This is a genomic window from Kitasatospora sp. NPDC050543 (assembly GCF_044457565.1).
Classification (GTDB): Bacteria; Actinomycetota; Actinomycetes; order Streptomycetales; family Streptomycetaceae; genus Kitasatospora.
On record NZ_JBITGZ010000008.1, the window covers coordinates 238,798 to 261,689 of the forward strand.

At 71.5% G+C, this 22,892-nt stretch carries 18 protein-coding genes; 6 read left to right on the top strand and 12 right to left on the bottom strand.

Translation table 11 applies throughout. The annotated features are described in order from the left end of the window. Positions 1-62: 62 nt before the first annotated feature. The 10 genes from ACIBH3_RS13265 to ACIBH3_RS13310 form a co-directional block, all read right to left on the bottom strand. Entirely contained in the window at positions 63-1,772 is a 1,710-nt protein-coding gene (locus ACIBH3_RS13265) for a hypothetical protein (RefSeq protein ID WP_396312032.1), read from the bottom strand. 520 nt (positions 1,773-2,292) lie between these two features. Then, complete coding sequence (locus ACIBH3_RS13270; protein WP_396312033.1) at positions 2,293-3,933, bottom strand: hypothetical protein; 1,641 nt, start codon at positions 3,931-3,933, stop codon at positions 2,293-2,295. A 201-nt stretch (positions 3,934-4,134) separates the two neighbouring features. Continuing rightward, positions 4,135-4,533 carry a DUF2304 domain-containing protein gene (locus ACIBH3_RS13275; RefSeq protein ID WP_396312034.1) on the bottom strand — a complete coding sequence of 133 codons (399 nt, stop codon included), beginning with the start codon at positions 4,531-4,533 and terminating at the stop codon, positions 4,135-4,137. After that, positions 4,530-5,219 carry a glycosyltransferase family 2 protein gene (locus ACIBH3_RS13280; protein WP_396312035.1) on the bottom strand — a complete coding sequence of 230 codons (690 nt, stop codon included), beginning with the start codon at positions 5,217-5,219 and terminating at the stop codon, positions 4,530-4,532. The genes ACIBH3_RS13275 and ACIBH3_RS13280 overlap by 4 nt, the downstream gene beginning before the upstream one ends. 104 nt (positions 5,220-5,323) lie before the next feature. Beyond that, entirely contained in the window at positions 5,324-6,664 is a 1,341-nt protein-coding gene (locus tag ACIBH3_RS13285; protein WP_396312036.1) for a hypothetical protein, read from the bottom strand. Positions 6,665-7,016: 352 nt separating this feature from the next. Further along, positions 7,017-8,210 carry an elongation factor Tu gene (gene tuf, locus ACIBH3_RS13290; protein ID WP_396312037.1) on the bottom strand — a complete coding sequence of 398 codons (1,194 nt, stop codon included), beginning with the start codon at positions 8,208-8,210 and terminating at the stop codon, positions 7,017-7,019. Positions 8,211-8,446: 236 nt separating this feature from the next. After that, positions 8,447-10,552: an elongation factor G gene (fusA, locus tag ACIBH3_RS13295; protein ID WP_396312038.1), complete on the bottom strand. Its 2,106-nt coding sequence runs from the start codon at positions 10,550-10,552 to the stop codon at positions 8,447-8,449. Positions 10,553-10,591: 39 nt separating this feature from the next. Further along, a complete protein-coding gene (gene rpsG / locus ACIBH3_RS13300; RefSeq protein ID WP_073924319.1) occupies positions 10,592-11,062 on the bottom strand; it encodes a 30S ribosomal protein S7 in 471 nt (156 codons plus the stop codon). 2 nt (positions 11,063-11,064) lie between these two features. After that, positions 11,065-11,436: a 30S ribosomal protein S12 gene (rpsL, locus tag ACIBH3_RS13305; protein WP_014144289.1), complete on the bottom strand. Its 372-nt coding sequence runs from the start codon at positions 11,434-11,436 to the stop codon at positions 11,065-11,067. A gap of 500 nt (positions 11,437-11,936) precedes the next feature. Then, entirely contained in the window at positions 11,937-12,527 is a 591-nt protein-coding gene (locus ACIBH3_RS13310; RefSeq protein ID WP_396312039.1) for a DUF1707 and DUF4190 domain-containing protein, read from the bottom strand. Positions 12,528-12,799: 272 nt separating this feature from the next. On the opposite strand from ACIBH3_RS13310, the gene ACIBH3_RS13315 reads away from it, so the two are divergent. The 6 genes from ACIBH3_RS13315 to ACIBH3_RS13340 all read left to right on the top strand — a co-directional run bounded on the left by ACIBH3_RS13315 (position 12,800) and on the right by ACIBH3_RS13340 (position 20,693). Continuing rightward, positions 12,800-13,624, top strand: coding sequence for an ABC transporter ATP-binding protein (locus ACIBH3_RS13315; protein ID WP_396312040.1), 825 nt, complete (start codon positions 12,800-12,802; stop codon positions 13,622-13,624). Next, positions 13,621-15,234, top strand: a complete 1,614-nt coding sequence (locus ACIBH3_RS13320; RefSeq protein ID WP_396312041.1) for a transporter — start codon at positions 13,621-13,623, stop codon at positions 15,232-15,234. The genes ACIBH3_RS13315 and ACIBH3_RS13320 overlap by 4 nt, the downstream gene beginning before the upstream one ends. A gap of 162 nt (positions 15,235-15,396) precedes the next feature. Then, the gene (locus ACIBH3_RS13325; RefSeq protein ID WP_396312042.1) at positions 15,397-17,460 is read left to right on the top strand and encodes a serine/threonine-protein kinase; all 2,064 of its coding nucleotides are present in this window, start codon (positions 15,397-15,399) and stop codon (positions 17,458-17,460) included. 203 nt (positions 17,461-17,663) lie between these two features. Next, positions 17,664-18,968 (top strand): DUF2786 domain-containing protein, encoded by a 1,305-nt coding sequence (locus ACIBH3_RS13330; protein WP_396312043.1) that lies wholly within the window; start codon positions 17,664-17,666, stop codon positions 18,966-18,968. 100 nt (positions 18,969-19,068) lie between these two features. Beyond that, the gene (locus ACIBH3_RS13335) at positions 19,069-20,157 is read left to right on the top strand and encodes an ADP-ribosylglycohydrolase family protein (protein WP_396312044.1); all 1,089 of its coding nucleotides are present in this window, start codon (positions 19,069-19,071) and stop codon (positions 20,155-20,157) included. Positions 20,158-20,249: 92 nt separating this feature from the next. Next, positions 20,250-20,693, top strand: a complete 444-nt coding sequence (locus tag ACIBH3_RS13340) for a DUF1801 domain-containing protein (protein WP_396312045.1) — start codon at positions 20,250-20,252, stop codon at positions 20,691-20,693. A 9-nt stretch (positions 20,694-20,702) separates the two neighbouring features. Here ACIBH3_RS13340 and ACIBH3_RS13345 read toward each other — a convergent pair whose 3' ends face one another. Together ACIBH3_RS13345 and ACIBH3_RS13350 are read right to left on the bottom strand one after the other, a co-directional pair. Further along, entirely contained in the window at positions 20,703-21,914 is a 1,212-nt protein-coding gene (locus ACIBH3_RS13345) for a cytochrome P450 (protein WP_396312046.1), read from the bottom strand. Positions 21,915-22,055: 141 nt separating this feature from the next. Beyond that, the gene (locus ACIBH3_RS13350) at positions 22,056-22,793 is read right to left on the bottom strand and encodes an SIR2 family NAD-dependent protein deacylase (RefSeq protein ID WP_396312047.1); all 738 of its coding nucleotides are present in this window, start codon (positions 22,791-22,793) and stop codon (positions 22,056-22,058) included. Positions 22,794-22,892 lie beyond the last annotated feature (99 nt).

The following is a 22,892-nucleotide window of genomic DNA, read 5'->3' on the forward strand; positions in this document are numbered from 1 at the left end:
CGCTTCGGTGCCGCCCGGGCCCGCAGGCCCGGGCGACACCCGGTGGACCAGCCCTCGGCCGGTCAGCCCTGGTGACGCCAGACGACCCAGCGGTTCTGCGTGCTGACCCGGTCCAGCACCCAGCCCTTGGGGGGCTGGGGCCAGCTGGACGCCGCGGCCGCCGCGTCGCCGCCCGGCAGCTCCAGCACCGCCACATCGGCGCCGGCGGGGAGCGGCTGCTTGCCGTTGTAGAGGTCCATGGTGGTGGTCCGGCTCCAGTAGACCTCGTAGTCCTGCGCCATCCGCAGGCCCCAGTCGACGTGCCAGTCCATGAGTACCTCGTCACCCTTGCGGATACCGGCCTCATGCGTGAACCCGGTGGCCAGGTTCTTGCGCCACTTCACGTACGGCTCGGCGACCCGCGTGCTGACCGAGTTCGTCGCGAAGCCCGCGAGCAGGACCAGCACCGCGGCCACCGAGGCCATGACCTTGCGGCCACCGGTCAGCCGCATCAGTACGCAGCCCGCCAGGACGATGCCCGCGCCGATCATCGTCCGCCAGATGTGCAGCACGCCCCAGTCCACGGCCAGGAACAGCGCGTCCGGCATGGCCCAGGGGATGATCGCCTGGCGGTAGAGCTCCTTGCCCGCGTACTGGATGACGATCTCGGCGCACAGCACCATCAGCGCGACGCCGCCGGCCGTCAGGTACAGCAGGTTACGGCGGCGGAAGCGGTAGAGGGCGGCCGCTCCGATCAGGAAGAAGCCGGGCACCAGCGGGGACAGGTAGCGGGCGTACACCCAGTTGTCGATCCGGGGGTCGTCACCCAGCGCGGCGGCGGAGGCGAGCGCGACGCCGGCCATCATCGCCAGCATGCAGAACGAGACGACCCGCCCGGCCCGGTCGATCCGCGAGCTGAACAGCGCGAACACGCAGAGCGCGACACCCATCGCACCGATGCCCCAGGAGGAGGTCATCAGGTACCAGAACTGGCCGAACACCCGGGTGATCGTGCGCCCGAGGATCTCGGGGTTCTTCAGGCCGTCCAGGACGGCGTTGCCGTTCTCGCTCGGCTTCGCCGCGAACTGGGAGGTCAGGTACGAGGACAGCAGCTTGGCGAAGCCGACGCCGACGGCCAGCGCGGCGAACGCGGCGAGGGTGGTGCGGCGCGGTGCCCAGTTGAGGATCAGCACCGCCAGGAACGCCACCGCGGTGATGGCGACCATCACACCGCCGCGGTCGTGGGTGGCCATCGCGTAACCGACGGCGAGGCCGGTGCCCACACCGAAGGCGTAGCGCCGGCGCAGCGGACCCTCGGACAGCCAGCCGTGCATGCAGATCAGCCAGCACAGCACCAGGACCTGGAACACCGCGTCCGCCATGGCGAACTGGGAGTAGAAGATCACCGGCGGCATCAGGGCGACGGCGAAGGCGAGGGCGCCCGAGAGCGGGCGCGGGATCTCGAGCCGGCGCAGCGCCACGAAGACCAGCGGGAAGACCAGCGCGTTCAGCAGCGCGTTGATCCCGAGCACCAGGTGGTAGGCGGTGACGGGATTGTCGGCCAGCCGCAGGGCCGGGGAGATCAGCAGCGAGTAGCCGCCGGGGATGACCGTCTCATTGGGCATCTCGGTGGCGGGGCGCCCGGCCAGGATGCGCGCGAGGACCAGGTAGGAGGTCTCGTCCGCGTGGACCGAGGGGTACGCGCGGTGCAGCACGTGGACCACGCGGAAGACGACCTGGGCCAGGTATCCGAAGACCAGGACGGCGGGCCAGAACCACGTGCGCGTGGTCATGGCTTCCAGTGATCCGAACTTCGCCGCGGGGCGGCCGGCCGGCCTGCTCGACTCTGCCTTTCCCGCGATTCCAGCGGGGGAATCGGACGCCCCCTCCGGCACATCAACGGCGCCAATCAGCGGCTGCACCCAACGCTCCCTTTGTCGGTTCACTTCGGCAATACCCGGTGGATTCGGGTCGCGCTCCGCCCAACTTCACGGCTTGCACTCCCAGTTGGACCGCCCGGAGAGTCTGGCACGCGGGGCTTCCCGCACGCCAGCCGCGTCGGGTGCCCGAGCGGCGGCCCGACCGGGCCCAGGCGGCACCCCCATGTCGAATATCCGATTCGCCATGATTTGCCCCACCCGAATATCGCTGTGCGCCGGCCATGGACAGCGCGGGATTCCGTCCCGCGCCCCCACCCTGGGGCATCCATCCGCCGGCGTTTGCTCACTATCATATTTCACGCACAACATGGATCTCCGACCGCGGAGTTGCGGACGCCGCCCGGAGGGCCGCCCTGTGCGGCGCCCGCCCGTCCTACTTGGCCCAGGGTGCGGGCCGCCCGCAGGTGGTGGGCCACTGCGGGCCCGGCACGGCGGCGCACCAGAGCTGCGGATCCTCCTGCCCGGTACCCGGCGGGCTCGCGTGCAGAACCCGTCCCGGGGTGCACTTGCCCTCGGGCGCGTAGGGCGAGCAGCTGCCGTCGGCCCGTTGCAGCTGGTGCGCGTGGTACGAGTCGATCCCCAGCGAGTTCATGGTCGGGTCGAGTTCGGGCATGTAGCGGTTGGCGGACCAGCTGGCCCCCATCGTCGCGAACAGCGCGATGGCGCAGATCGCCCCCGCCACGGCCTGGCGTACGCCACGGACCGGCAGCTTCGCCCTGACGCCCTCGGCCGAGGCGAGCGCCACGTTGAGCCAGCCGCTTCCGCGCCGGACCGTCAGCATCACCCCGAAGACGGCAAGGATCATCAGGCAGTACATGATCATCCAGGTGGTGCGCGGATAGAGCATGACCGCCTGGTCGTGCTCCATCCTCGACGCGTACCAGAACCGCAGCAGCCAGGCACTCACCAGAGCGGCCAGCGTGGCCCGCACGGGCAGGTAGCGCACCCCCAGCCCCACCCCGAGGGCCACCCCGAGCAGCAGCAGCAGGACGAAGCCGGTCTGTCCCGCCAGCTCCCCCGGAACCGGCCAGTTGTCGATGGTCGCGGCGCCCGGCCGGTCGTTGAGCCAGCCGAACACGTAGGCCGGGTCGGAGAAGGCACCCGGGTAGGCATAGCGGTCCACGGTGCCGGTGCCGGAGTTCAGCATCGGCCAGAGCACCGGCGAGCCGACCACGGCCGTGCACAGGCCGGCCACACCGGCGAACAGCCCCGCGCGCCGCAGCGCGAACCCGCCGCGGCGCCACGGGACGGTGCAGGCGATCAGCACCAGGGCGCCCGGACCGGCCCAGACGAACCAGCCGACGTACCAGAGGATCATCAGCCCGAAGGCCACGCCGAACGACGCTCCCAGCAGCAGGACGGCGGAGAGCCTCCGGTTGGGCGCCGTCCGCAGGACGCCCAGGAAGGCGGCGAGCAGCGGCAGCAGAACGATCATCACGACGTGGCTGTAGGGGCGGATCGGGTCGAGGAAGACCAGCGCCGCCGGGATCGCGATCATCAGCGCCCAGACCGGCCGCAGGACCAACCGCCAGGCGAGGTAGCTCATCGGCCCCACCAGGGCGCTGAAGACGAGCTGAAGGTCCTTCAGCGCGAAACCGGGCTGGCCGCCGCGCACGTGCTCGGCCCAGAACGCGAGGACGGCCGGGAAGCCCGGCGGATAGAGCACGGGCAGTCCGCGGCCGTCGATGATGTCCTGCGCCATGGCCTGAAGATTCGCCGGGTCACTGCCCTGGCCCCCCAAGGCCCAGGGAGTGCCGTGCAGTGCCACGGTGACGCCGCCGGCCACCACCCCGGTCGCCAGGCCGGCGACGGCGGCACAGGTGAGGCGCTGGGCCAGCCAGAAGCGGCCCTGGCTGCCGCGGTAGGCGGCGTACAGCAGCCAGGCCAACGGTGGCAGCCCCAGCAGGGCGGCGTAGAGCTGGAGGTGCGCGAGCCCGCTGACCTGACCGACCCGCACCATCGGGTTCACGTCGACGCTTCGGCTGAGGACGGTGAACCCGAGGGCGGTGGCCACGCTCACCAGAATCTCAGCGGCGGCTCGGGTCCAGCGACTGGAGGTACGGGGCCTGCGGCGGCCCCGGCGTGCCCGGGAGCCGCCTAAGACGGCTCCCATCCCCCCCAGTCGATCGCCCGGCCCTGCGGCGAGAGCTGCCGCAGTGAGTGTCCGGGCTGTCGGGCCGGCAACAGGTTTGCCAGATATCGAATTCGACATACCTCAGATCTTCGCCGAAACCGAGGAGCCAAGCACCTCGGAATCGGCATCAAAGCGCTCGCCGTTCAGTCGAGAACCCTCATTAATGGCGACAGTTCGGGCCAGATCGGTCAGCTTCTTCTCCAGCGAGCGGAAGCGCAGGTAGGTGTTGAGGGCCAGGAAGGCCATCGCGATCACCATCAGGTAGAGCACCAGGTCGGTGCCACGGCCCACGCCGAGCCTGACCGCGAGCCAGGTGACACCGCTCGGCCAGAGCACCGCCACGATGTTCGCCACCACGAACAGGGAGAACGCGATGCGCTTCCAGGCCCGGGTGTTGGCGGCGTCCCAGCGCCGGATGAAGGTGAAGGCCACAATGACCGCACCGAGGACGAGGATCAGCTGAATCCAGATGTGGTTCATCGGCGGCCACGCTCCCGCAGCGAGATGTCGAAGAGGATGTTGACGCCGTTGATCAGGGACTGACCCTTGGCGCGTGAGTACTCGGTGTAGAGGATGTCGACCGGCACCTCGGCGACCCGCAGGTCGGAGCCGGCCAGGAAGGAGACGATCTCCGAGGCGTGCGCCATGCCGTTCATCGTGATCCGCACCCGCGAGGCGGCCTCACGGTTGAGCACCCGCAGGCCGTTGTGCGCGTCCGTCAGCTTGAGCTTGCGCGCGGTCGGGGAGACCGCCGCGGCCGTCCGCAGCACCACGCGCTTGATCCACGGCACCTGGCCGGTCTGCTCGATGAAGCGCGAGCCCAGCACGACGTCGGCCTCGTCGGCCCGCAGCAGGGCGACCATCTTCTCGACGTCGTGGGTCTGGTGCTGCCCGTCCGCGTCGAAGGTGGCGAAGTACTGCGCGTCGGGCTGCGCCAGCGCGTACGCGATGCCGGTCTGCAGCGCCGCCCCCTGACCCAGGTTCACCGGGTGCCGGACGAGGTGCGCGCCGGTGGTCAGGACGTGCTGGGCCGTGTCGTCGGAGCAGCCGTCGTCCACCACCACGATGTTCGGGAAGGTCTTTCTCGCCCCTTCCACCACCTCGGCGATCACCTGGCCTTCGTTGTAGGCCGGGATCACCAGCCAGACATTGTCGTACTGGGACACGGGGGCTCCATGCTCTGGGAAGGGCACGTTCTTTCGTGCCTCAGTCGGTCTGTCGGTGCGGGGCAAGGCCGGGGGTACCACGTCTGCGCTGACGTCCCGTGCCATCAGGAAGTGCGCAGTGCCACCGGCCGGTGCTGCCCGTCGGCGGACGTCTCATCGGCCTGCGCGGAGGAGGGGCGGCTCGGCAGGGACCGGTACAGCGACCACAGCATCACGGCAGCACTGACGGCCGAGCCGACGAGGTAGCCGAGCTCGGCGCGTGTACCGATGTCACCGGGAGCAAGCGTGACACAGACCAATGCTACGGAACCCAGCGCCCAGCCGAACAGCTGCCGACGATGCTGTTCCAGCGACATGAGGGCCTGTCCGAAGACCGTTGCCAGCACGTAGCAGAGGGTACCGACCACCAGCCAGGTGAAGTCCAGTGGATTCAGCAGGTCCTCGGCGTTGAAGAGCAGCGGGTTCAGCCAGCTGCCGAGGACGATGACCGGCAGCCCGCCGCCGACGCACATCGCCGTCACGATGGCGGTGGTACGGGTGAAGACCTTGCGGAACTCGCCGTGGTCGCCGGCCGCGGCCGCGCCCGAGAGCGAGGAGACCAGCGAGGCCTGGATGGCGCTGTAGGCGAAGAGCGGCACCCGGGCCAGCACGACCGCCTGGGCGAGTGCGAAGACCAGCGCGTCCGAGGCCAGTGAGGAGCGCGGGGAGAACAGCCGCACGCTGACCGCGGTGGCGTTCACCACCAGCTGGGACAGCATCACCGAGGCGATCAGCAGGCCGAGTCCCTGCGTCAGCTCCCGCCAGGCCACCGCCGGGCCGGGCACCCGGTCGGCCAGGATCGAACGCAGCCCGACCAGCGCGGCGATCAGCGGCGCGACCACCAGGATCAGACCGAAGGCCAGCGCGGAGTGGATCCCGAGGACGGCGACCAGCGCGGCGAGTGCGATCCGCAGGCCGCCGTCGACCGCGAGCTGGAGGCCGTACGCCCCGAAGTTGCCCAGGCCCGCGAGCGCGCCGCGGGAGACCGAACTGATGGCCAGTCCGGCCAGCGCCCCGCCCAGGCCCACCACCAGGGTGAGGTCACCCTTGAACAGGTGGTCCGCCAACGGCCTGGCCGCCACGGCCAGTACGAGCATCGCGGCGCCGAGCACGCCCAACGCCAGCAGCAGCATCCTGCGGACCGCCGGCAACGAGCCGTGTCCCGCCACCCTGCGGGCCGCCACGATCCGGGTCAGCTCAAGTTCGACGGGCTGGAACAGGCCCCACCCGACGGACATCACGACCGTCCAGAGCATCGTCACCCGGGCCGCACCCTCGGTACCGAGGCTGTAGCCGACCAGAGCCATGTACACGTACGCGGAGGCGCCGAGCACCACCGTGCCGCTGATCACCAGCCGCACCCCGGGAGGCAGCGCTCCGAGGATCTTGGCGATCGGATTCTTCATCGCATGGTCACCGGGTTCATCAACCGACCTTGACCCTCGTCTCCAGGGGCTCCCGCCAGGCACGGTTCTCGCACCGGGGACTTGAGCCAACACGTGCGCGTCCGAAGCAGGCGACGGAGGGGGGCTGGTCCGCTCCCGCCCGCCGGGCCCGCGCGCATAGTGGGGGAATTCTAACGGGTGGCCCGACGCCCTTCGCCCCGGCCCTGTCAGCTGCGCCGCACAACGGGGGCTCGCGTGGTCCGGGAATCCTCCGGGCAGGTTCGTCCCCCGGAACGCCGGAGGGGCACCGGAGTACCCTGCGGTACTCCGGTGCCCCTCCGATGCCTGTGGGCAGGCAGGTCAAGAGCCTCGATTACTTGAGGATCTTGGTGACCTGGCCGGCGCCGACGGTGCGGCCACCCTCACGGATGGCGAACTTCAGGCCCTCCTCCATGGCGATCGGCTGGATCAGCACGACCGTCATGGCGGTGTTGTCGCCCGGCATGACCATCTCGGTGCCCTCGGGGAGGGTCACGACGCCGGTCACGTCCGTGGTACGGAAGTAGAACTGCGGGCGGTAGTTGTTGAAGAAGGGGGTGTGACGGCCACCCTCGTCCTTCGACAGGATGTAGGACTGGGCCTCGAACTCGGTGTGCGGGGTGACCGAACCCGGCTTGATGATGACCTGGCCGCGCTCGACGTCCTCGCGCTTGATGCCACGGAGGAGCAGACCGACGTTCTCACCGGCCTGGCCCTCGTCGAGCAGCTTGCGGAACATCTCGATGCCGGTGACCGTGGTGGTGGTCTTGGTCTCCTTGATGCCGATGATGTCGACAGTCTCGTTGACCTTGAGGATGCCACGCTCGATACGACCGGTGACGACGGTGCCACGACCGGTGATCGTGAAGACGTCCTCGATCGGCATCAGGAACGGGAGCTCGGTGGCGCGGGCCGGGGTCGGGATGGCCTCGTCGACCGCGTGCATGAGGCCGAGGAGCTTCTCGCCCCACTCCTTGTCGCCCTCGAGCGCCTTGAGCGCCGAGACGCGCACGACCGGCAGGTCGTCGCCCGGGAACTCGTACTCGGAGAGGAGCTCACGAACCTCGAGCTCGACGAGCTCCAGGATCTCCTCGTCGTCCACCATGTCCGACTTGTTCAGGGCGACGACGATGTAGGGAACGCCGACCTGGCGGGCCAGGAGGACGTGCTCCTTGGTCTGCGGCATCGGGCCGTCGGTGGCGGCGACGACGAGGATCGCACCGTCCATCTGGGCCGCACCGGTGATCATGTTCTTGATGTAGTCCGCGTGACCCGGGCAGTCGACGTGGGCGTAGTGACGCGCCTCGGTCTGGTACTCGACGTGCGCGATCGAGATGGTGATACCGCGCTGCCGCTCCTCCGGCGCCTTGTCGATCTGGTCGAACGGCGTGAAGGGGTTGATGTCGGGGTACGCGTCGTGCAGCACCTTGGTGATGGCCGCGGTAAGGGTCGTCTTACCGTGGTCAATGTGACCGATGGTGCCGATGTTGACGTGGGGCTTCGTCCGCTCGAACTTCGCCTTCGCCACTGCAGTCCTCCTGAGGACAGTTCTGTACGCCGTGCTGACGTCAGTTGGTCTTTGATCGGGTTGGGTACGGAGCACTGGGGTGTGCTCCATGCCGTCCCGCGGGTGGGGGCCGGAGGGCCTGGGGGAATCCGGGTGGATTCCCCCAGGTTTGCCTCCTAATAGCCTAAGGGGTCGCGAACATCCCGAATGTCGGGATGAGCGGCGATCTCGGGTGAGGACTCGGCTGGCGCCGGTCCTTACTCGCCCTTGGCCTTGGCGATGATGTCGTCCGCCACGTTCCGCGGAACCTCGGCGTACGAGTCGAACTGCATCGAGTAGCTCGCGCGACCAGAGGTCTTGCTGCGCAGGTCACCGACGTAGCCGAACATCTCGGAGAGCGGCACCAGCGCCGTGACGACGCGGGCACCGTGACGCTCGTCCATGGACCGGATCTGGCCACGGCGAGAGTTGATGTCGCCGATCACATCGCCCATGTAGTCCTCGGGCGTGGTGACCTCGACGGCCATCATCGGCTCCAGGAGGGCCGGGGAGGCCTTCTTGGCGCCTTCCTTGAAGGCCATCGAACCGGCGATCTTGAACGCCAGCTCGGAGGAGTCGACGTCGTGCGAGGCACCGTCGAGCAGCGTCACGCGGACACCCTGGAGGGCGTAGCCGGCGAGCACGCCGAACTCCATGGCCTCCTGGCAACCGGCGTCGACCGAGGGGATGTACTCCTTCGGAACGCGGCCACCGGTGACCTTGTTCACGAACTCGTAGCCCTCGCCGGACTCGATCGGCTCGATCGCGATCTGGATCTTCGCGAACTGGCCGGAGCCACCGGTCTGCTTCTTGTGCGTGTAGTCGATGCGCTCGACGGCCTTGCGGATCGTCTCGCGGTACGCGACCTGCGGCTTGCCGACGTTGGCCTCGACCTTGAACTCACGCTTCATACGGTCGACCAGCACCTCGAGGTGCAGCTCGCCCATACCCGCGATGATGGTCTGGCCGGTCTCTTCGTCGGTGTTGACCTGGAAGGACGGGTCCTCCTCGGCCAGCCGCTGAATCGCGGTGCCCAGACGCTCCTGGTCACCCTTCGACTTCGGCTCGATCGCGACGCGGATGACCGGGGCCGGGAAGTCCATGGACTCCAGGATGACCGGGTTCTTCTCGTCGCTCAGGGTCTCGCCGGTGGTGGTCTGCTTGAGACCCATGACGGCGACGATGTCGCCGGCGCCCACCGAGTCGATCTCCTCACGCTTGTTGGCGTGCATGCGGTAGATCTTGCCGATGCGCTCCTTGCGGCCCTTCACCGCGTTGAGGACGGCGGTGCCGGCCTCAAGGCGCCCGGAGTAGATCCGGACGAAGGTGAGCTTGCCCAGGTGCGGGTCGGACATGATCTTGAACGCCAGCGCGGCGAGCGGCTCGTCGTCCGAGGCCTTGCGGGAGATCTTGACCGTGTCGTCGCCGGGCTTGGTGCCCTCGATGGACTCGATGTCCAGCGGCGACGGCAGGTACTTGACGACCGCGTCGAGCAGGGGCTGAACGCCCTTGTTCTTGAACGCGGTACCGCAGAAGATCGGCGTGAAGTCCGAGTTCAGCGTGCCCTTGCGGATCGCGGCGACCAGCATCTCCTCGGGGACGTCCTCGCCCTCCATGGCGAGTTCCATCACCTCGTCGCTGACGTTCGACACGGTGTCGAGCAGCTGCTCGCGGTACTCGGCGGCCTGCTCCTGAAGCTCGGCCGGGATGTCGACGATGTCGTACATCTCGCCCTTGGCGGCCTCGGCGGACCAGACCAGCGCCTTCATGCGCACCAGGTCGACAACGCCGGCGAAGTCGCCCTCGGCGCCGATCGGGAGCTGCATCACCAGCGGGGTGGCGCCGAGGCGCTCCACGATGGTGTCGACGCAGAAGAAGAAGTTCGCGCCCGTGCGGTCCAGCTTGTTGATGAAGCAGATGCGCGGGACGCCGTAGCGGTCAGCCTGCCGCCACACGGTCTCGGACTGGGGCTCGACACCGGCGACACCGTCGAACACCGTGACGGCACCGTCGAGGACGCGCAGCGAACGCTCCACCTCGACGGTGAAGTCGACGTGACCCGGGGTGTCGATGATGTTGATCGTGTTGTCGACGCCGTCGACCGTCCAGTGACAGGTCGTCGCGGCCGACGTGATCGTGATGCCGCGCTCCTGCTCCTGCTCCATCCAGTCCATGGTGGCAGCGCCATCGTGGACCTCACCGATCTTGTACGAGACACCGGTGTAGAACAGGATCCGCTCGGTGGTGGTGGTCTTGCCCGCGTCGATGTGCGCCATGATCCCGATGTTGCGGACCTTGGCGAGGTCAAGGGAGGTTGCAGCCATGGTGGCTCGTTCTCTCTCTGTCTAGTGACGGGGTTCGGACTACCAGCGGTAGTGCGCGAAGGCCTTGTTGGACTCGGCCATCTTGTGGGTGTCCTCGCGACGCTTCACGGAAGCGCCCAGGCCGTTGCTGGCGTCGAGGATCTCGTTCATCAGGCGCTCGGTCATGGTCTTCTCGCGACGGGCGCGGGAGTAGCCGACCATCCAGCGCAGCGCCAGGGTGGCGGCGCGGCCCGGACGGACCTCGACCGGAACCTGGTAGGTGGCGCCACCGACACGGCGGGACTTGACCTCAAGAGCCGGCTTGACGTTCTCCAGCGCGCGCTTGAGCGTCACGACGGGGTCGGCACCGGTCTTCTCACGGACGCCCTCGAGGGCGCCGTAGACGATCCGCTCGGCGGTGGAGCGCTTGCCGTGCAGCAGGATCTTGTTGACGAGCGACGTCACCACAGGGGAGCCGTAAACCGGGTCGATGATGACCGGGCGCTTCGGGGCGGGGCCCTTACGAGGCATTCTTACTTCTCCTTCTTGGCGCCGTAGCGGCTGCGGGCCTGCTTGCGGTTCTTGACACCCTGGGTGTCGAGCGAGCCGCGGATGATCTTGTAACGCACACCCGGCAGGTCCTTCACACGACCGCCACGCACGAGCACGATGGAGTGCTCCTGCAGGTTGTGGCCCTCGCCCGGAATGTAAGCGGTGACCTCGATCCCGCTGGTGAGGCGCACACGGGCGACCTTACGGAGAGCCGAGTTCGGCTTCTTCGGGGTGGTCGTGTACACACGCGTGCAAACCCCACGACGCTGGGGCGAGCCCTTGAGCGCGGGAGTCTTGTTCTTCTCGACCTTGTCCTGCCGGCCCTTTCGGACCAGCTGCTGGATCGTAGGCACCGTTTCTCCGTTTTCTGTGTGCCATCGCTTGGTAGATCTAACCTGCGGTGTTCCCAACGCACACGGCCCCGTGGTCGACCCACGCGGTCGGGTGTGTTGGGCTTCTTCCAGCCTTGTCGTACCGGCTTCGCAGCCGACTCGCGAGGCGGAGGAATCGCGGAATCCCATGAGCTGATGTGCAGCGACGGCGCTCACGCGCGCGAGGCGCTGGAGAGCGCTTCGGCGTGGCGCGGCGGCCGGTGTGCATGCACGCACAAGGACCCGGGGACACCCCAGGCACAAGGTCAGAGCGTACCTAGCGCATCGGGCGCGGTCAAAACAAATGCAACGCCGCAGGTCGTGGCGTATGCCTTGGTATCGCCCGGGTGTCCCTCAGGCGACCGCCCGGTGTCACCCGGAGGGCGGACGTCTCTACCACACATGCTACCGGTCGGCCAGCCGGCCCGACAGCCGGAGCGGGCCCGTGAACCCGCCGCGTGCCCGTCGCGTGAGCCCGGCCGTCAGGCGCCGGCCATGATGACCAGGAACCCCAGCAGTGCCCAGCCCACGACCGACAGCAGGCCGAACGCGACCCCCACGGTGGCGAGCCCGTCGCCCTCGTCACCGCGCTCGCGGATCTGCGACTTGGCGACATGCCCGCAGACCACCGCCGGGATGCCCAGTACCCCGAAGCTCGGCACCGCCAGCAGGCCGAACACCAGGGAGGCGACCGCCATCCCGTTGGTCGGCTGCGCGGGGGGCCGGAACGCCGGCGGCGGCAGGAAGGTCGGCGGCACCACCGGCACCGCGGCGCCCATCGGCGCGACCATCGGACCGGACGGCAGGTCGGCGACGATCTGAGCCAGCTGACCGTACGTCTGCGCCTGGTTCGCCGCGTCGAAGCGCTGCGAGTACTCCTCGGCCGACAGCCGCCCCTCCGCGTAGGCGGCCTTCAGGACGTCCACCGTGCGGTCCCGGTCCGTGTGCGCCGCCCGCATCGCGGCCTGCGGCGTCTGGGCTGGCTGCCAGGGCTGGGCGTACGGGTGCGCCGGCACCCGCAATTGCGGCTTCCCGTAGCCCGAGCCAGGCTGACCCCACGGCTGTACGGCCATCCGGCCACCTCCCGACACCCCGGCACGCCGCGCGTGCTCGCTGCTCTCATAGTGCAGGACGAAGGGGGACGGTGAGTAGTTGCCGATTCCGGCGACCAGCGCGCACTGATCCCTGCGCGCTCACCCGTTTGCCCCGGACACGCCCAAGATCGAAAAGGTTGGGACAGCCCGCGCGGGCGGTGGGAGGCTGGAACAGGCTGTCGCCCGACCCGGCCCGACAGGCACCGTCGCCACCACCGCCATCAGTACCGCCACCAGCAGAGAAGGCCCCCATGCAGGCGCCCACCCCGCCGCCCCCGTCCACCGACCCCGCCGCGGCCACCGACCCCTCGCCGGCCGCCGCGGCCGTCAGCATCCGCAACCTGTGGAAGCGCTTCGGCCGGCAGGCCGCCGTCGCCGGGCTGAACCTGGAGCTGCCGGCCGGCGCCTTCATCGGCCTGGTCGGCCCCAACGGCGCCGGCAAGACCACCACGCTCTCCATGGCCACCGGACTGCTGCGCCCCGACGAGGGCACGGTGCTGGTCCACGGCGCCGACGTCTGGAGCGACCCGGTGGCCGTCAAGGCGAGGATCGGCATCCTCCCCGAGGGGCTGCGGATGTTCGAGCGGCTCAGCGGACGCGAACTGCTGCAGTACAACGGCCGGCTGCGCGGCCTGCCCGGTGCCGAGGTCGACCGCCGGGCCGAGGACCTGCTGACCGTGCTGGACCTGCTGACCGACGCGGACAAGCTGGTCGCCGACTACTCCACCGGCATGCGCAAGAAGATCGGCCTCGCCGCCGCACTGCTGCACAACCCCGATGTGCTCTTCCTCGACGAGCCCTTCGAGGGCGTCGACCCCGTCTCCGCGCAGACCATCCGGGGCGTGCTCAAGCGCTACGCGGCCGCCGGCTCCACGGTGGTCTTCTCCAGCCATGTGATGGAACTCGTCGAGCAGCTCTGTGACTGGGTCGCGGTGGTGAACGCCGGTCAGGTGATCGCCCACGGCCCGCTGGACACCGTCCGCGGCGGGAACTCGCTGCACGCCGCCTTCCTGGAGCTGATCGGCGTCCGCGAGGACGACGGCCAGGCCCTGGGCTGGCTCGGGGGTGGCAGGTGAGCCAGGCCGTACCCGAGAACCGGGTGGTCGTCGGCGCCCTGGTCTCGCTCAAGCTCAGGCTGCTGCGCAACGGACTGCGCCGCAGCCCCGGCCGCACCGCCCTGTACGTCACCGGCACGGTGCTCGGGCTGCTGTTCGCCGGCGCCCTCGCGCTGGCCTTCGCCATGCTGGACGGCCACGCCCTCGGCGACGCGGGCGACGCGGCCGTGGTGCTCGCCACCGCGCTCACCATCGGCTGGGCCGCCCTGCCGCTCTTCCTCTTCGCCAGCGACGAGAGCGCCGACCCGACCCGGCTCACCATGCTGCCGCTGCGCCCCTGGCCGATGCTGCGCGGCTCACTGCTGGCCGCCCTGATCGGGCCCGGCCCGGTGATCTCCCTGGTGCTGCTGAGCGGCGCGGCCATGGCCGGCGCACACGGCGCCGCCTCGGCGGTGGTCGCGGTGGCCGGGGTGCCGCTCACCGTGCTCTGCCTGGTGGCACTCTCCCGCTCGGTCGCCGCCGGCAACGCCCGGCTGCTCTCCAGCCGGCGCGGCAAGGACTTCGCCATCTTCGGCGGGCTGCTGTTCGCCCTGCTGATCCAGGTCGGCAATATCACCACCCAGAGCGTCCTCGGCAAACCCGGCTCCGAACTGGACCTCGCCCCGCTCGCCCCGTTCGCCTCCGTGGCGCGCTGGATACCGCCGATCAGCGCGCTGGACGCCGCCCGCACCGCCGGGGACGGCCGGTACGGCCTCGCCGCGCTCCAGCTCGCCGCCACGGCCGCCCTGCTGGCGCTGCTGCTGCGCTGGTGGCTCGCCAGCCTCCAGCAGCTGATGGTCACGGCCGACGCCTCCACCCTGGACGTCTCACCCGGCGTCGCCACCTCTCGGACCTGGGGCTTCCTGCCCGCCGGACGGGCCGGCGCGGTGATGCAGCGCCACCTGCGGTACGCCTGGCGGGAGCCGCGCGCCAAGGCCGCCGTGTTCACCAGCATCGGGATGACGCTGGTGCTCACCGTGCTGTCGGTGGTCCAGGGCTGGGCCACCGTGTACCTGGTGGTGATGGCCGGGATGTTCCTCGGGCTTCAGATGATCAACCTGTTCGGGATGGACGGCTCCGCGTTCTGGATGGTCTGCGCGACGCTCGCCACGCCCGCCGACGCCCGCGCCGAACTGCGCGGACGCGCGTACGCCGTCCTGCTCTACGCCCTGCCGATCACCGTGCTGCTCGGCCTGGTGCTGGGCACCGTCACGGGCCAGTGGGCCGAACTCGCGCCCGCGCTCGGCCTGGCGCTGTCCGCGCTGGGCTGCGGTATCGGGCTCGGCGCGGTGTTCAGCGTGATCGCGCCGTACAGCATGCCGGCCGACGGCAACCCGATGCGCTCGGCCGCCCCCGGCCAGAGCGGACTCACCATGCTCAACACCTTCGGCTCGATGATCGGCGTGCTGGTGCTCAGCCTGCCGGTCGGCGGCTGCCTCGTCTGGGCCGGCCTGGCCGACGGCCCGACCTGGCCGGTGCTGCCGCTGGGCCTGCTGTACGGCGCGGTGGTCGCCGCCCTGGGCGTGCGACTGGCCGCGGCCCGGCTGCTCGACCGGCTCCCCGAGATCCTGGCCAGCGCCATCGAGCGCTGAGCGCGGAGCACAGAGCGCGGAACCCCCTCGGGGCCCCGGGCCGGTCGATATCATCCATGCCGCATCATCCATGCCGCGCCGCCCGCGCCGCCGAGCCGGGCGGACGGCGGTCAGGACGACAGCCCGGCGGCCTGAGCGCTGCGGGCCCCGGGGGGAGGGGACGTGGGCGTGACCCGAGGCGTCACCGGTCCGCAGGAGTACGGCTGGCTGGACAATCCGGCCTGGGGCAGCACGCTGGTCTGGCTGCTCGGCGCCGTGCTGGTGATCCGGCTGCTCACGCTGGGTGTACTCGGGGCCGCCCAGCGCGGCCACCGCCTGCGCACCGTCAGCCGCGGGCGGCGCCGGGAGATCCTACGGCGCTTCGCCAAGGACGCCTCGCAGCGCCAGTACGCGCTGCGCGGGCTGCGGCAGGCCTACCCCGCGCACCGGCTCTGCAGCGCGCTGGACCCGCTGCTCTGCCTCCTGGTGGTCGGCGGGATCACCCTGGCCCTGCACCTGTCCGTCACCCACCACTACACCGACGCCAAGGACGTCCTGGACGTCCACCGGTTCCGGTTCAGCCCGCCGTGGCCGGTGAGCTCGCTGCTGCCCGCGCTGAAGGGCACCGACCCGGGCGGTGCGGCGGCGGTCGCGCTGGCCGGCGGGCTCGGGCTGGCCTGGCTCGGGATCTGGTTCCGCACCAGGTTCCTGCTGCTCTGCTCCAACATGCCCTCGGGCACCTGGGAGCGCTCCGCGCTGCGCCGCCGGCTGCTGCCGCACCTGGCCCTGCGCCTGCTCGCGGTGCTGCTGCTCCTGCCGGTGGCCGGGCTCGCCTTGCTGCTCGCCTGGCAGACGGTCGCGCTGCTGCGGGCGCGCACCCTGCACCGGGGGCTGCCGATCCGCGAGCCGCTGCCGGTGATCGGGCAGCCGGTGGTGGTCGAGCAGCCGCCCGGGGCCACCCGCAGGGCCTGGGATTCGGCCCGCGCCGCGGGCGCCGCCAAGACCCGGGCGGTGCGCGAGGCCAGGGCCGCCAGGGCCGCCAGAGCCGCCAAGGAGGCGGCGGCCACCGCCCTCGCGGCGCGGGCGGCCGCGCAGGCGCAGGCCCTGCGGGAGGCCAGGGACGCGGAGATCGCCCGGGAGGTGATCGCGCGGTCGCGGGCGCTGCGGGAGCAGAAGGAGGCCCGCGAGGCCGCCGAACGGGCTGCTGCCGCCGCTGATGCCGCCGCCGCTTCCGCCGGGGCGCGGGCCGCGGCCGAGGCCGAGCCGGTGACGGTGGTGATGGCCGACGGCTCAGCCGAGCGGACCACCGTCGCCCGCCCCCGCGGCGGCGCGACCACGCCCGACGCCCCGGCGATCGCCTGCCGCCCGCTGCGCGGCACCGACCCGCGCACGATCGGCTCCTACCGGCTGCTCGGGACGATCGGCGCCGGCGGCATGGGCACGGTGTACCTGGCGTGCCGCCAGGGCTCGGCGACCCAGGTCGCGCTGAAGACCCTGCGGCCGGAGCTGCTCGACGAGCCCGTCCTACTGGAGCGCTTCCGCCGGGAGGCCGAGATGCTGGAGCGGGTGCCCGGCGCGCACACCGCCCGGGTGCTCGACACCGGGACGGCCGAGGACGTGCCGTACATCGCGATGGAGCTGCTGGACGGCCGTCCGCTGGACGCCCACCTGCGCGAGCACGGCCCGATCCGCTCCCCCGAGGCGCTGCGCTCGCTGGCGCTCGCCCTGGCCGTGGCGCTGGACGCGGTCCACCGCAGCTCCCTGGTGCACCGCGACCTCAAGCCGGCCAACATCATGCTGACCAGCGACGGCCCCAAGCTGCTCGACTTCGGCATCGCCACGATGGTCGACCGCACCCGGCTCACCATGGCCGGCGGTGGGCCCGGCACGCTGACCTACATGGCGCCCGAGCAGTTCGGCGACGAGCCGGTCGGGCCGGCCGCCGACCTCTGGGCCTGGGGCTGCTGTGTGGTGGCCGCGGCGCACGGCAGCAGCCCGTTCGCGGCGCAGAACACCATGGCGGTGATCCGCAAGATCGTCGAACTCGGGCCCGCGCCGGAGGCGATGCTCGCGGTGCGGGCCGCCGACGCGACGCTCGCCCTCGCGGTGGAGCGCGCGCTCAGCCGTGAGCCGGGCGACCGGCAGGCGTGCGCCGGCGCGCTGGTGGAGTACCTGCGGGCGGGCGGGCCGGAGCGCCCGAGCGTGGACGAGCAGATCACCCGGGGCTGGCAGGCACTGCGGCTCTGACCGCCGACGCGATACGAACACGCGGGGTCTGAGCGAGCCCGGGGTCGGAATGTGGACGGGGGCGGAGCGTGGACGGGCACGGAGTCGAGCGGGCGGCGCCGCGGCCGGGAGGGCCACGGGCCACGGTGCCCTGCGCGCTCCGGCATCATGGGCGGGAGGGCCGACCGCCCCGGACACCCGTACGCAGCGAAAGCAGAGTCATCGTGGGCAGCAGGCGCAGTCAGCAGGACACCGGGCCGGACCAGGCCGTCGGCGGGCTGCTGGAACAGGCCGTGCACCAGGTGGTGGCGGCCCCCGCCGAGCGGCTCGACCTGGCGCTGGACACCGGGGCGTCGATGCTGGCCGCCTCCGCCGGGCAGTGGGCGGCGGTCAGCCGGGCCCTGCTGGCGTACGCCGACGGCGCGATCGGGCGCTGCTGGACGAGCGGCTGGCGGCCGGCCGATCTGGCCCGGGTGGTACGGCGGGAGCTGAAGCCGGTGCACCGGGCGCTGGCGGTCGACCTGATCGCCGCCGAGGGCCGGCGCCACCCCGCCGCCGCGCTGGACCGGCGCTGGCACGAGCAGCTGCGTGAGCTGGCGGCCGACGTGTGGTGGGAGAGCGACGAGCGCTACCTGGCCGGCTTCGCGCAGCGGCACCGGCTGGACCGGTTCGCGCTGGCCACCGCCGTACTGGAACTGCTGCGGGTCTGGGGGCACCTGCCGCCGGTCACCCCGGTCGGCCCGGCACCGGGGCAGGCCCCACGGGTGGAGCGGCGGGCCTCCGGGCGGGTGGCGGGCGAGCCCAGGATGCTGTCGCGGATCCGGGCGCTGCTGGCCAAGGCCGAGTCGACCGAGTACCCCGAGGAGGCCGAGGCGCTGACCGCCAAAGCCCAGCAGCTGATGGCCCAGCACAGCATCGACGAGACCCTGCTCGCCGTCGACACGCAGGCCGGCAACGCCCCGGCGGCGCTGCGGATCGGGGTCGACAACCCGTACGAGGGCCCCAAGACGATGCTGCTGGACGCGGTCGCCGCGGCCAACCGCTGCCGGGTGGTGTGGGCCAAGGAGTTCGGCTTCTGCACGATCGTCGGCTTCGACGCGGACCTCGACGGGGTCGAGCTGCTGTACACCTCGCTGCTGGTGCAGGCCACGGCCGCGATGCACAAGGCCGGCAGCCGGCAGCACCTGGACGGTGCCTCCCGGACCAAGGCCTACCGGCAGTCGTTCCTGGTCGCCTACGCTGCGAGGATCCGGGAACGGCTGACCGCCGCCACCGAGCAGGCCACCAGCGACGCGGCCGCCGGGCGCCACCTTCGCGAGGACGGCACGGCCGAACAGCTGGTGCCCGACGAGCGGCTGCTGCCCGCGCTCGCCGCCCGCGAGGAGGCGGTGGACCAGGCGATCGGTCGGATGTTCCCCAAGCTGACGTCCCAGCGGGTGCGGGTGAGCGACGGCGAGGGCTGGGCCGCGGGCCGGGCGGCGGCCGACCGGGCCGCGCTGAACGGGCGGGCCGGGGCGATCCGGCGCTGATGACGGAGTGACGGCAGTCACGTCGGTCACGTCGGTTACGGCAGTGACGACAGTGACGGCAGTGACGACAACGGGACAGTGACGACATGGGGGAATCGACATGGTGGAGTTCGCGGACCGGGTGCGGGGAGCACTGGTGGGCGGGGCGATCGGGGATGCGCTGGGCTGGCCGGTGGAGTTCTGGCAGCTCTACCAGATCCGGGAGAACCTCGGCCCACAGGGCGTGACGGGCCGTACCGCGCCCAGGAACTGGGAGGTCACGGACGACACCCAGATGACGCTGTTCACGGCGGAGGGGCTGATCCGAGGCTTCCTCCGGGGCTGGTCGGGCGGGGGCGGATCGATACCGGAGGCCGTCCACGCCGCCTACCAGCGCTGGCTGTTGACGCAGGAGCAGGCCGAGCCGGACGCCACGCCGCCCGGCCCCCCGCACGACGGCTGGCTGCTGCGCCAGCCGTTCCTGTACGCGCGCCGGGCCCCGGGCAACGCCTGCATGAGCGGCGTGGCGTACCACCAGGAGTTCGAGGCGCCGGCCGTGTTCGGGCAGCCCGGCCCGATCAACGCGCACTCCAAGGGGTGCGGGACGGTGATGCGCTCGGCCCCGTTCGGCCTGGCCAGGCTCGGGGTGGAGCAGTCCTTCGGGCTGGCCGCGCAGTGCGCGCAGCTCACCCACGGCCACCCGACCGGGTACCTCGCGGCGGGTGCCTTCGCGGCGCTGGTCGAGCGGGTCGCGGGCGGGACGGAGCTGTGGCAGGCCGTCGGGGAGACCATCGAGCAGACCGGCTCCTGGCCCGGCAGCCGCGAGACGGTGGAGGCCCTGCGGCGGGCGGTGCGGCTGGCCGAGGAGGGTGAACCCGGCGCGGAGACGGTGGAGCGGGTCGGGCTGGGCTGGATCGCCGAGGAGTGCCTGGCCATCGCGGTGTACTGCGCCCTGGCGGCCGGTACGGGCCCGCAGGCCGCCCGCCGGGCGCTGCTGCTCTCGGTGAACCACTCCGGTGACAGCGACTCCACCGGAGCCGTCTGCGGCAACCTGGTCGGCGCCGTCCACGGCGCGGCGGCGCTGCCCACCGAGTGGACGGACGCCGTGGAGGGCCGGGACGTGCTGATCAGGGTGGCCGACGACCTCGTGGTGCTGTTCGGCAGCCGGGATCCGGAGCACCCGGCCCTCGGCGGCCGCTACCCGCACTAGCGGCCGCCGGGGAGGGCGGGCCCGGCTGGGCGCGCGAGGCGCTAGGCGTGGCGGGGAGGCGGTGAGCCGGCCGGGCTGCCTAGGCTGACGGCATGGCTGAGCCGAAGACCAGACCCGGCACGGCGAGCCCGGCCCGGTTCCTCGCCGCCGTGGCCGACGAGCGCCGCCGAGCCGATGCCCGCGCGCTCTGCGCGCTGATGGCGGAGGTGACCGGCGCCGCGCCGGTGATGTGGGGCACCTCGATCGTCGGCTTCGGCACGTACCACTACCGGTACGCCACCGGGCGGGAGGGCGACTGGCCGCCGGTCGCCCTCTCGCCGCGCAAGCAGGCGCTGACGGTGTATCTGGCCGAAGGCTTCGAGGGCAGGTACGCCCAGCTGGTCGCCCGGCTGGGGCCGGTGACCACCGGCAAGGGCTGCCTGTACATCAAGCGCCTGGACGCCGTGGACGGGAACGCGCTGCGCGAACTGGTCCGGCTGACCTTCGAGCGCCTGAACGGGACCACGATCGGCCCGCAGGACGCCGGGGAGCGGTAGCGGCGCCCCCTATACCTCCACCAACAGCTCCTCCAGCCCGCGGATCACGTACCCCGGGCGCCAGGTCGGCTCGCGCAGCAGGCGCAGGCCGGGGGCCCGGCGCAGCAGCGCGCCGTAGGACTCGGTGAGTTCGAGTCTGGCAAGGGGCGCGCCGAGGCAGAAGTGAATTCCCGCGCCGAAGGTGATGTGCGGGTTGTCGGTGCGGGCGAGGTCCAGGCGGTCCGGGTCGGTGAAGCGGGCCGGGTCGCGGTTGGCGGAGCCGAACAGCAGAGCGATCTCGGCGCCGCGCGGGATGGTCGTGCCCGCGACGTCGATGTCCTCCAGTACCCAGCGCTCGAACATCTGCAGCGGGGTGTCGTAGCGCATCAGCTCCTCGACGGCGGTGGGCAGCAGCTCGTCCACCGAGCGGCGCAGCAGGTCGAGTTGGCCGGGGTTGCGGAACAGGGCCCACCAGCCGTTGCCGGTGGTGTTGACGGTCGCCTCGTGGCCGGCGTTGAGCAGCAGCACACAGGTGGAGATCAGCTCCTGCTCGCTGAGCGCGTCCGAGCCCTCCTGGGCCTGTATCAGCGCGCTGATCAGGTCCGGCCCGGGTGCGGCGCGGCGCTCGCGGATGAGGGCGCGCAGGTACTCGGAGAACTCGATGCTCGCGGTGACCGCCCGCTCGGCGCTCTCCTTGCTCGGGTTGAGCTCGAACATGCCGGTGATCGCGGCGGACCACGGCCGCAGCAGACCCCGGTCCGTCTCGGGGACACCCAGCATCTCGGCGATCACCGCGACCGGCAGCGGCTCGGCGACGGCGGCGATCAGGTCTCCGCCGCCGTCCGCGAGCAGCCCGCCGACCAGGTCGTCGGCGAGCCGCGCCACGGTGGGTCGCAGCGACTCCACCATGCGCGGGGTGAACGCCTTGGCGACCAGCCGCCGGATCCGGGTGTGGTCCGGGGCCTCCAGGTCGAGCAGACCGTGGTCGTTGAGGGTGTGGAACGGCTCGTACGCCGGGTCGGGCCCGGGCCGCCCGAACTCCTCGTGGGTGAAGCGATGCGTGTAGGTCCGCCCGAGCCGGCGGTCCCTCAGCAGGGCGCTCACGTCGGCGTGCCGGGAGACCAGCCACTGCCCGGTGGGCTCGTACCGGCTGACCGGCGCGTGCTCGCGCAGCCGCGCATAGGCGTCGTACGGGTGCGCCACGAACTGCGCAGACCACGGGTCGAACGTGTCGATCGCCATTGATCACTCCCTGCTCGTCGGGGTGCCATGGTAGGCACCCCGCCGTCCGCCCCGGCCGGGCGGGCGGGGACCGTGGCCGGCGCGACGGGAGGACGGCGCGACGGAAGACGGCGCGACAGGAGGACCACCCGGCCCGCGCGGCTACTGCTGAGCGACGAGCCTGCGGACGAGGGCGGGCAGGGCGGTCCCGATCGGCTCGCGGATCAGCTCGTCGGCCACCGGGTCGTACGGGGTCGGCTCCGCGTTCATGACGATCAGGCGGGCACCGGCGTCCAGGGCGACCTGGACCAGCCCCGCCGCCGGGTAGACCTGGAGCGTGGTGCCGATCGCGACGATCAGGTCACAGGCCTTCGCGATCGCCTCCGCCTGGTCCAGCACCACCGGGTCCAGGGCCTCGCCGAACATGACCGTCGCGGGCTTGAGCACTCCCCCGCACGCCGGGCAGGCCGGGTCCGGCTCGCCGGCCGCGACCCGGTCCAGCACCTCCTGCATCTCGCCGCGGCGGTGGCACCGCACGCACTCCACCTGCCGCGCGGTGCCATGGAGTTCGAGCACCTTGCGGGCGGTCAGGCCGGCGCGCTGGTGCAGCCCGTCCACGTTCTGGGTGAGCACCCGCAGCGGCAGGCCGCTGCGCTCCAGCTCCACCAGGGCGAGGTGGCCGGCGTTGGGCTCGGCGGCCTGCGCGCCGGCGTCGCGGCGCATCAGCCAGGAGCGGCGGCGCACGTCCGGGTCGGCGAGGTAGGGGCCGATGGTGACCAGCTCCTGGGCGCCGGGATCGCGCTGCCAGAGGCCGTTCGGGCCCCGGTAGTCGGGGATGCCGGAGTCGGTGGAGATCCCTGCGCCGGTCAGGACGGCGATCAGCGGGCGCTTGGCGGTCATGCCCGGACCGTACGGGCCGTCAGGTGGTCCGCGCCACCGGAATTCGCACTACCGGAGTCCGCACCACCGGCCTTCAGGGTGCACCGCCCGGCGCGCGGT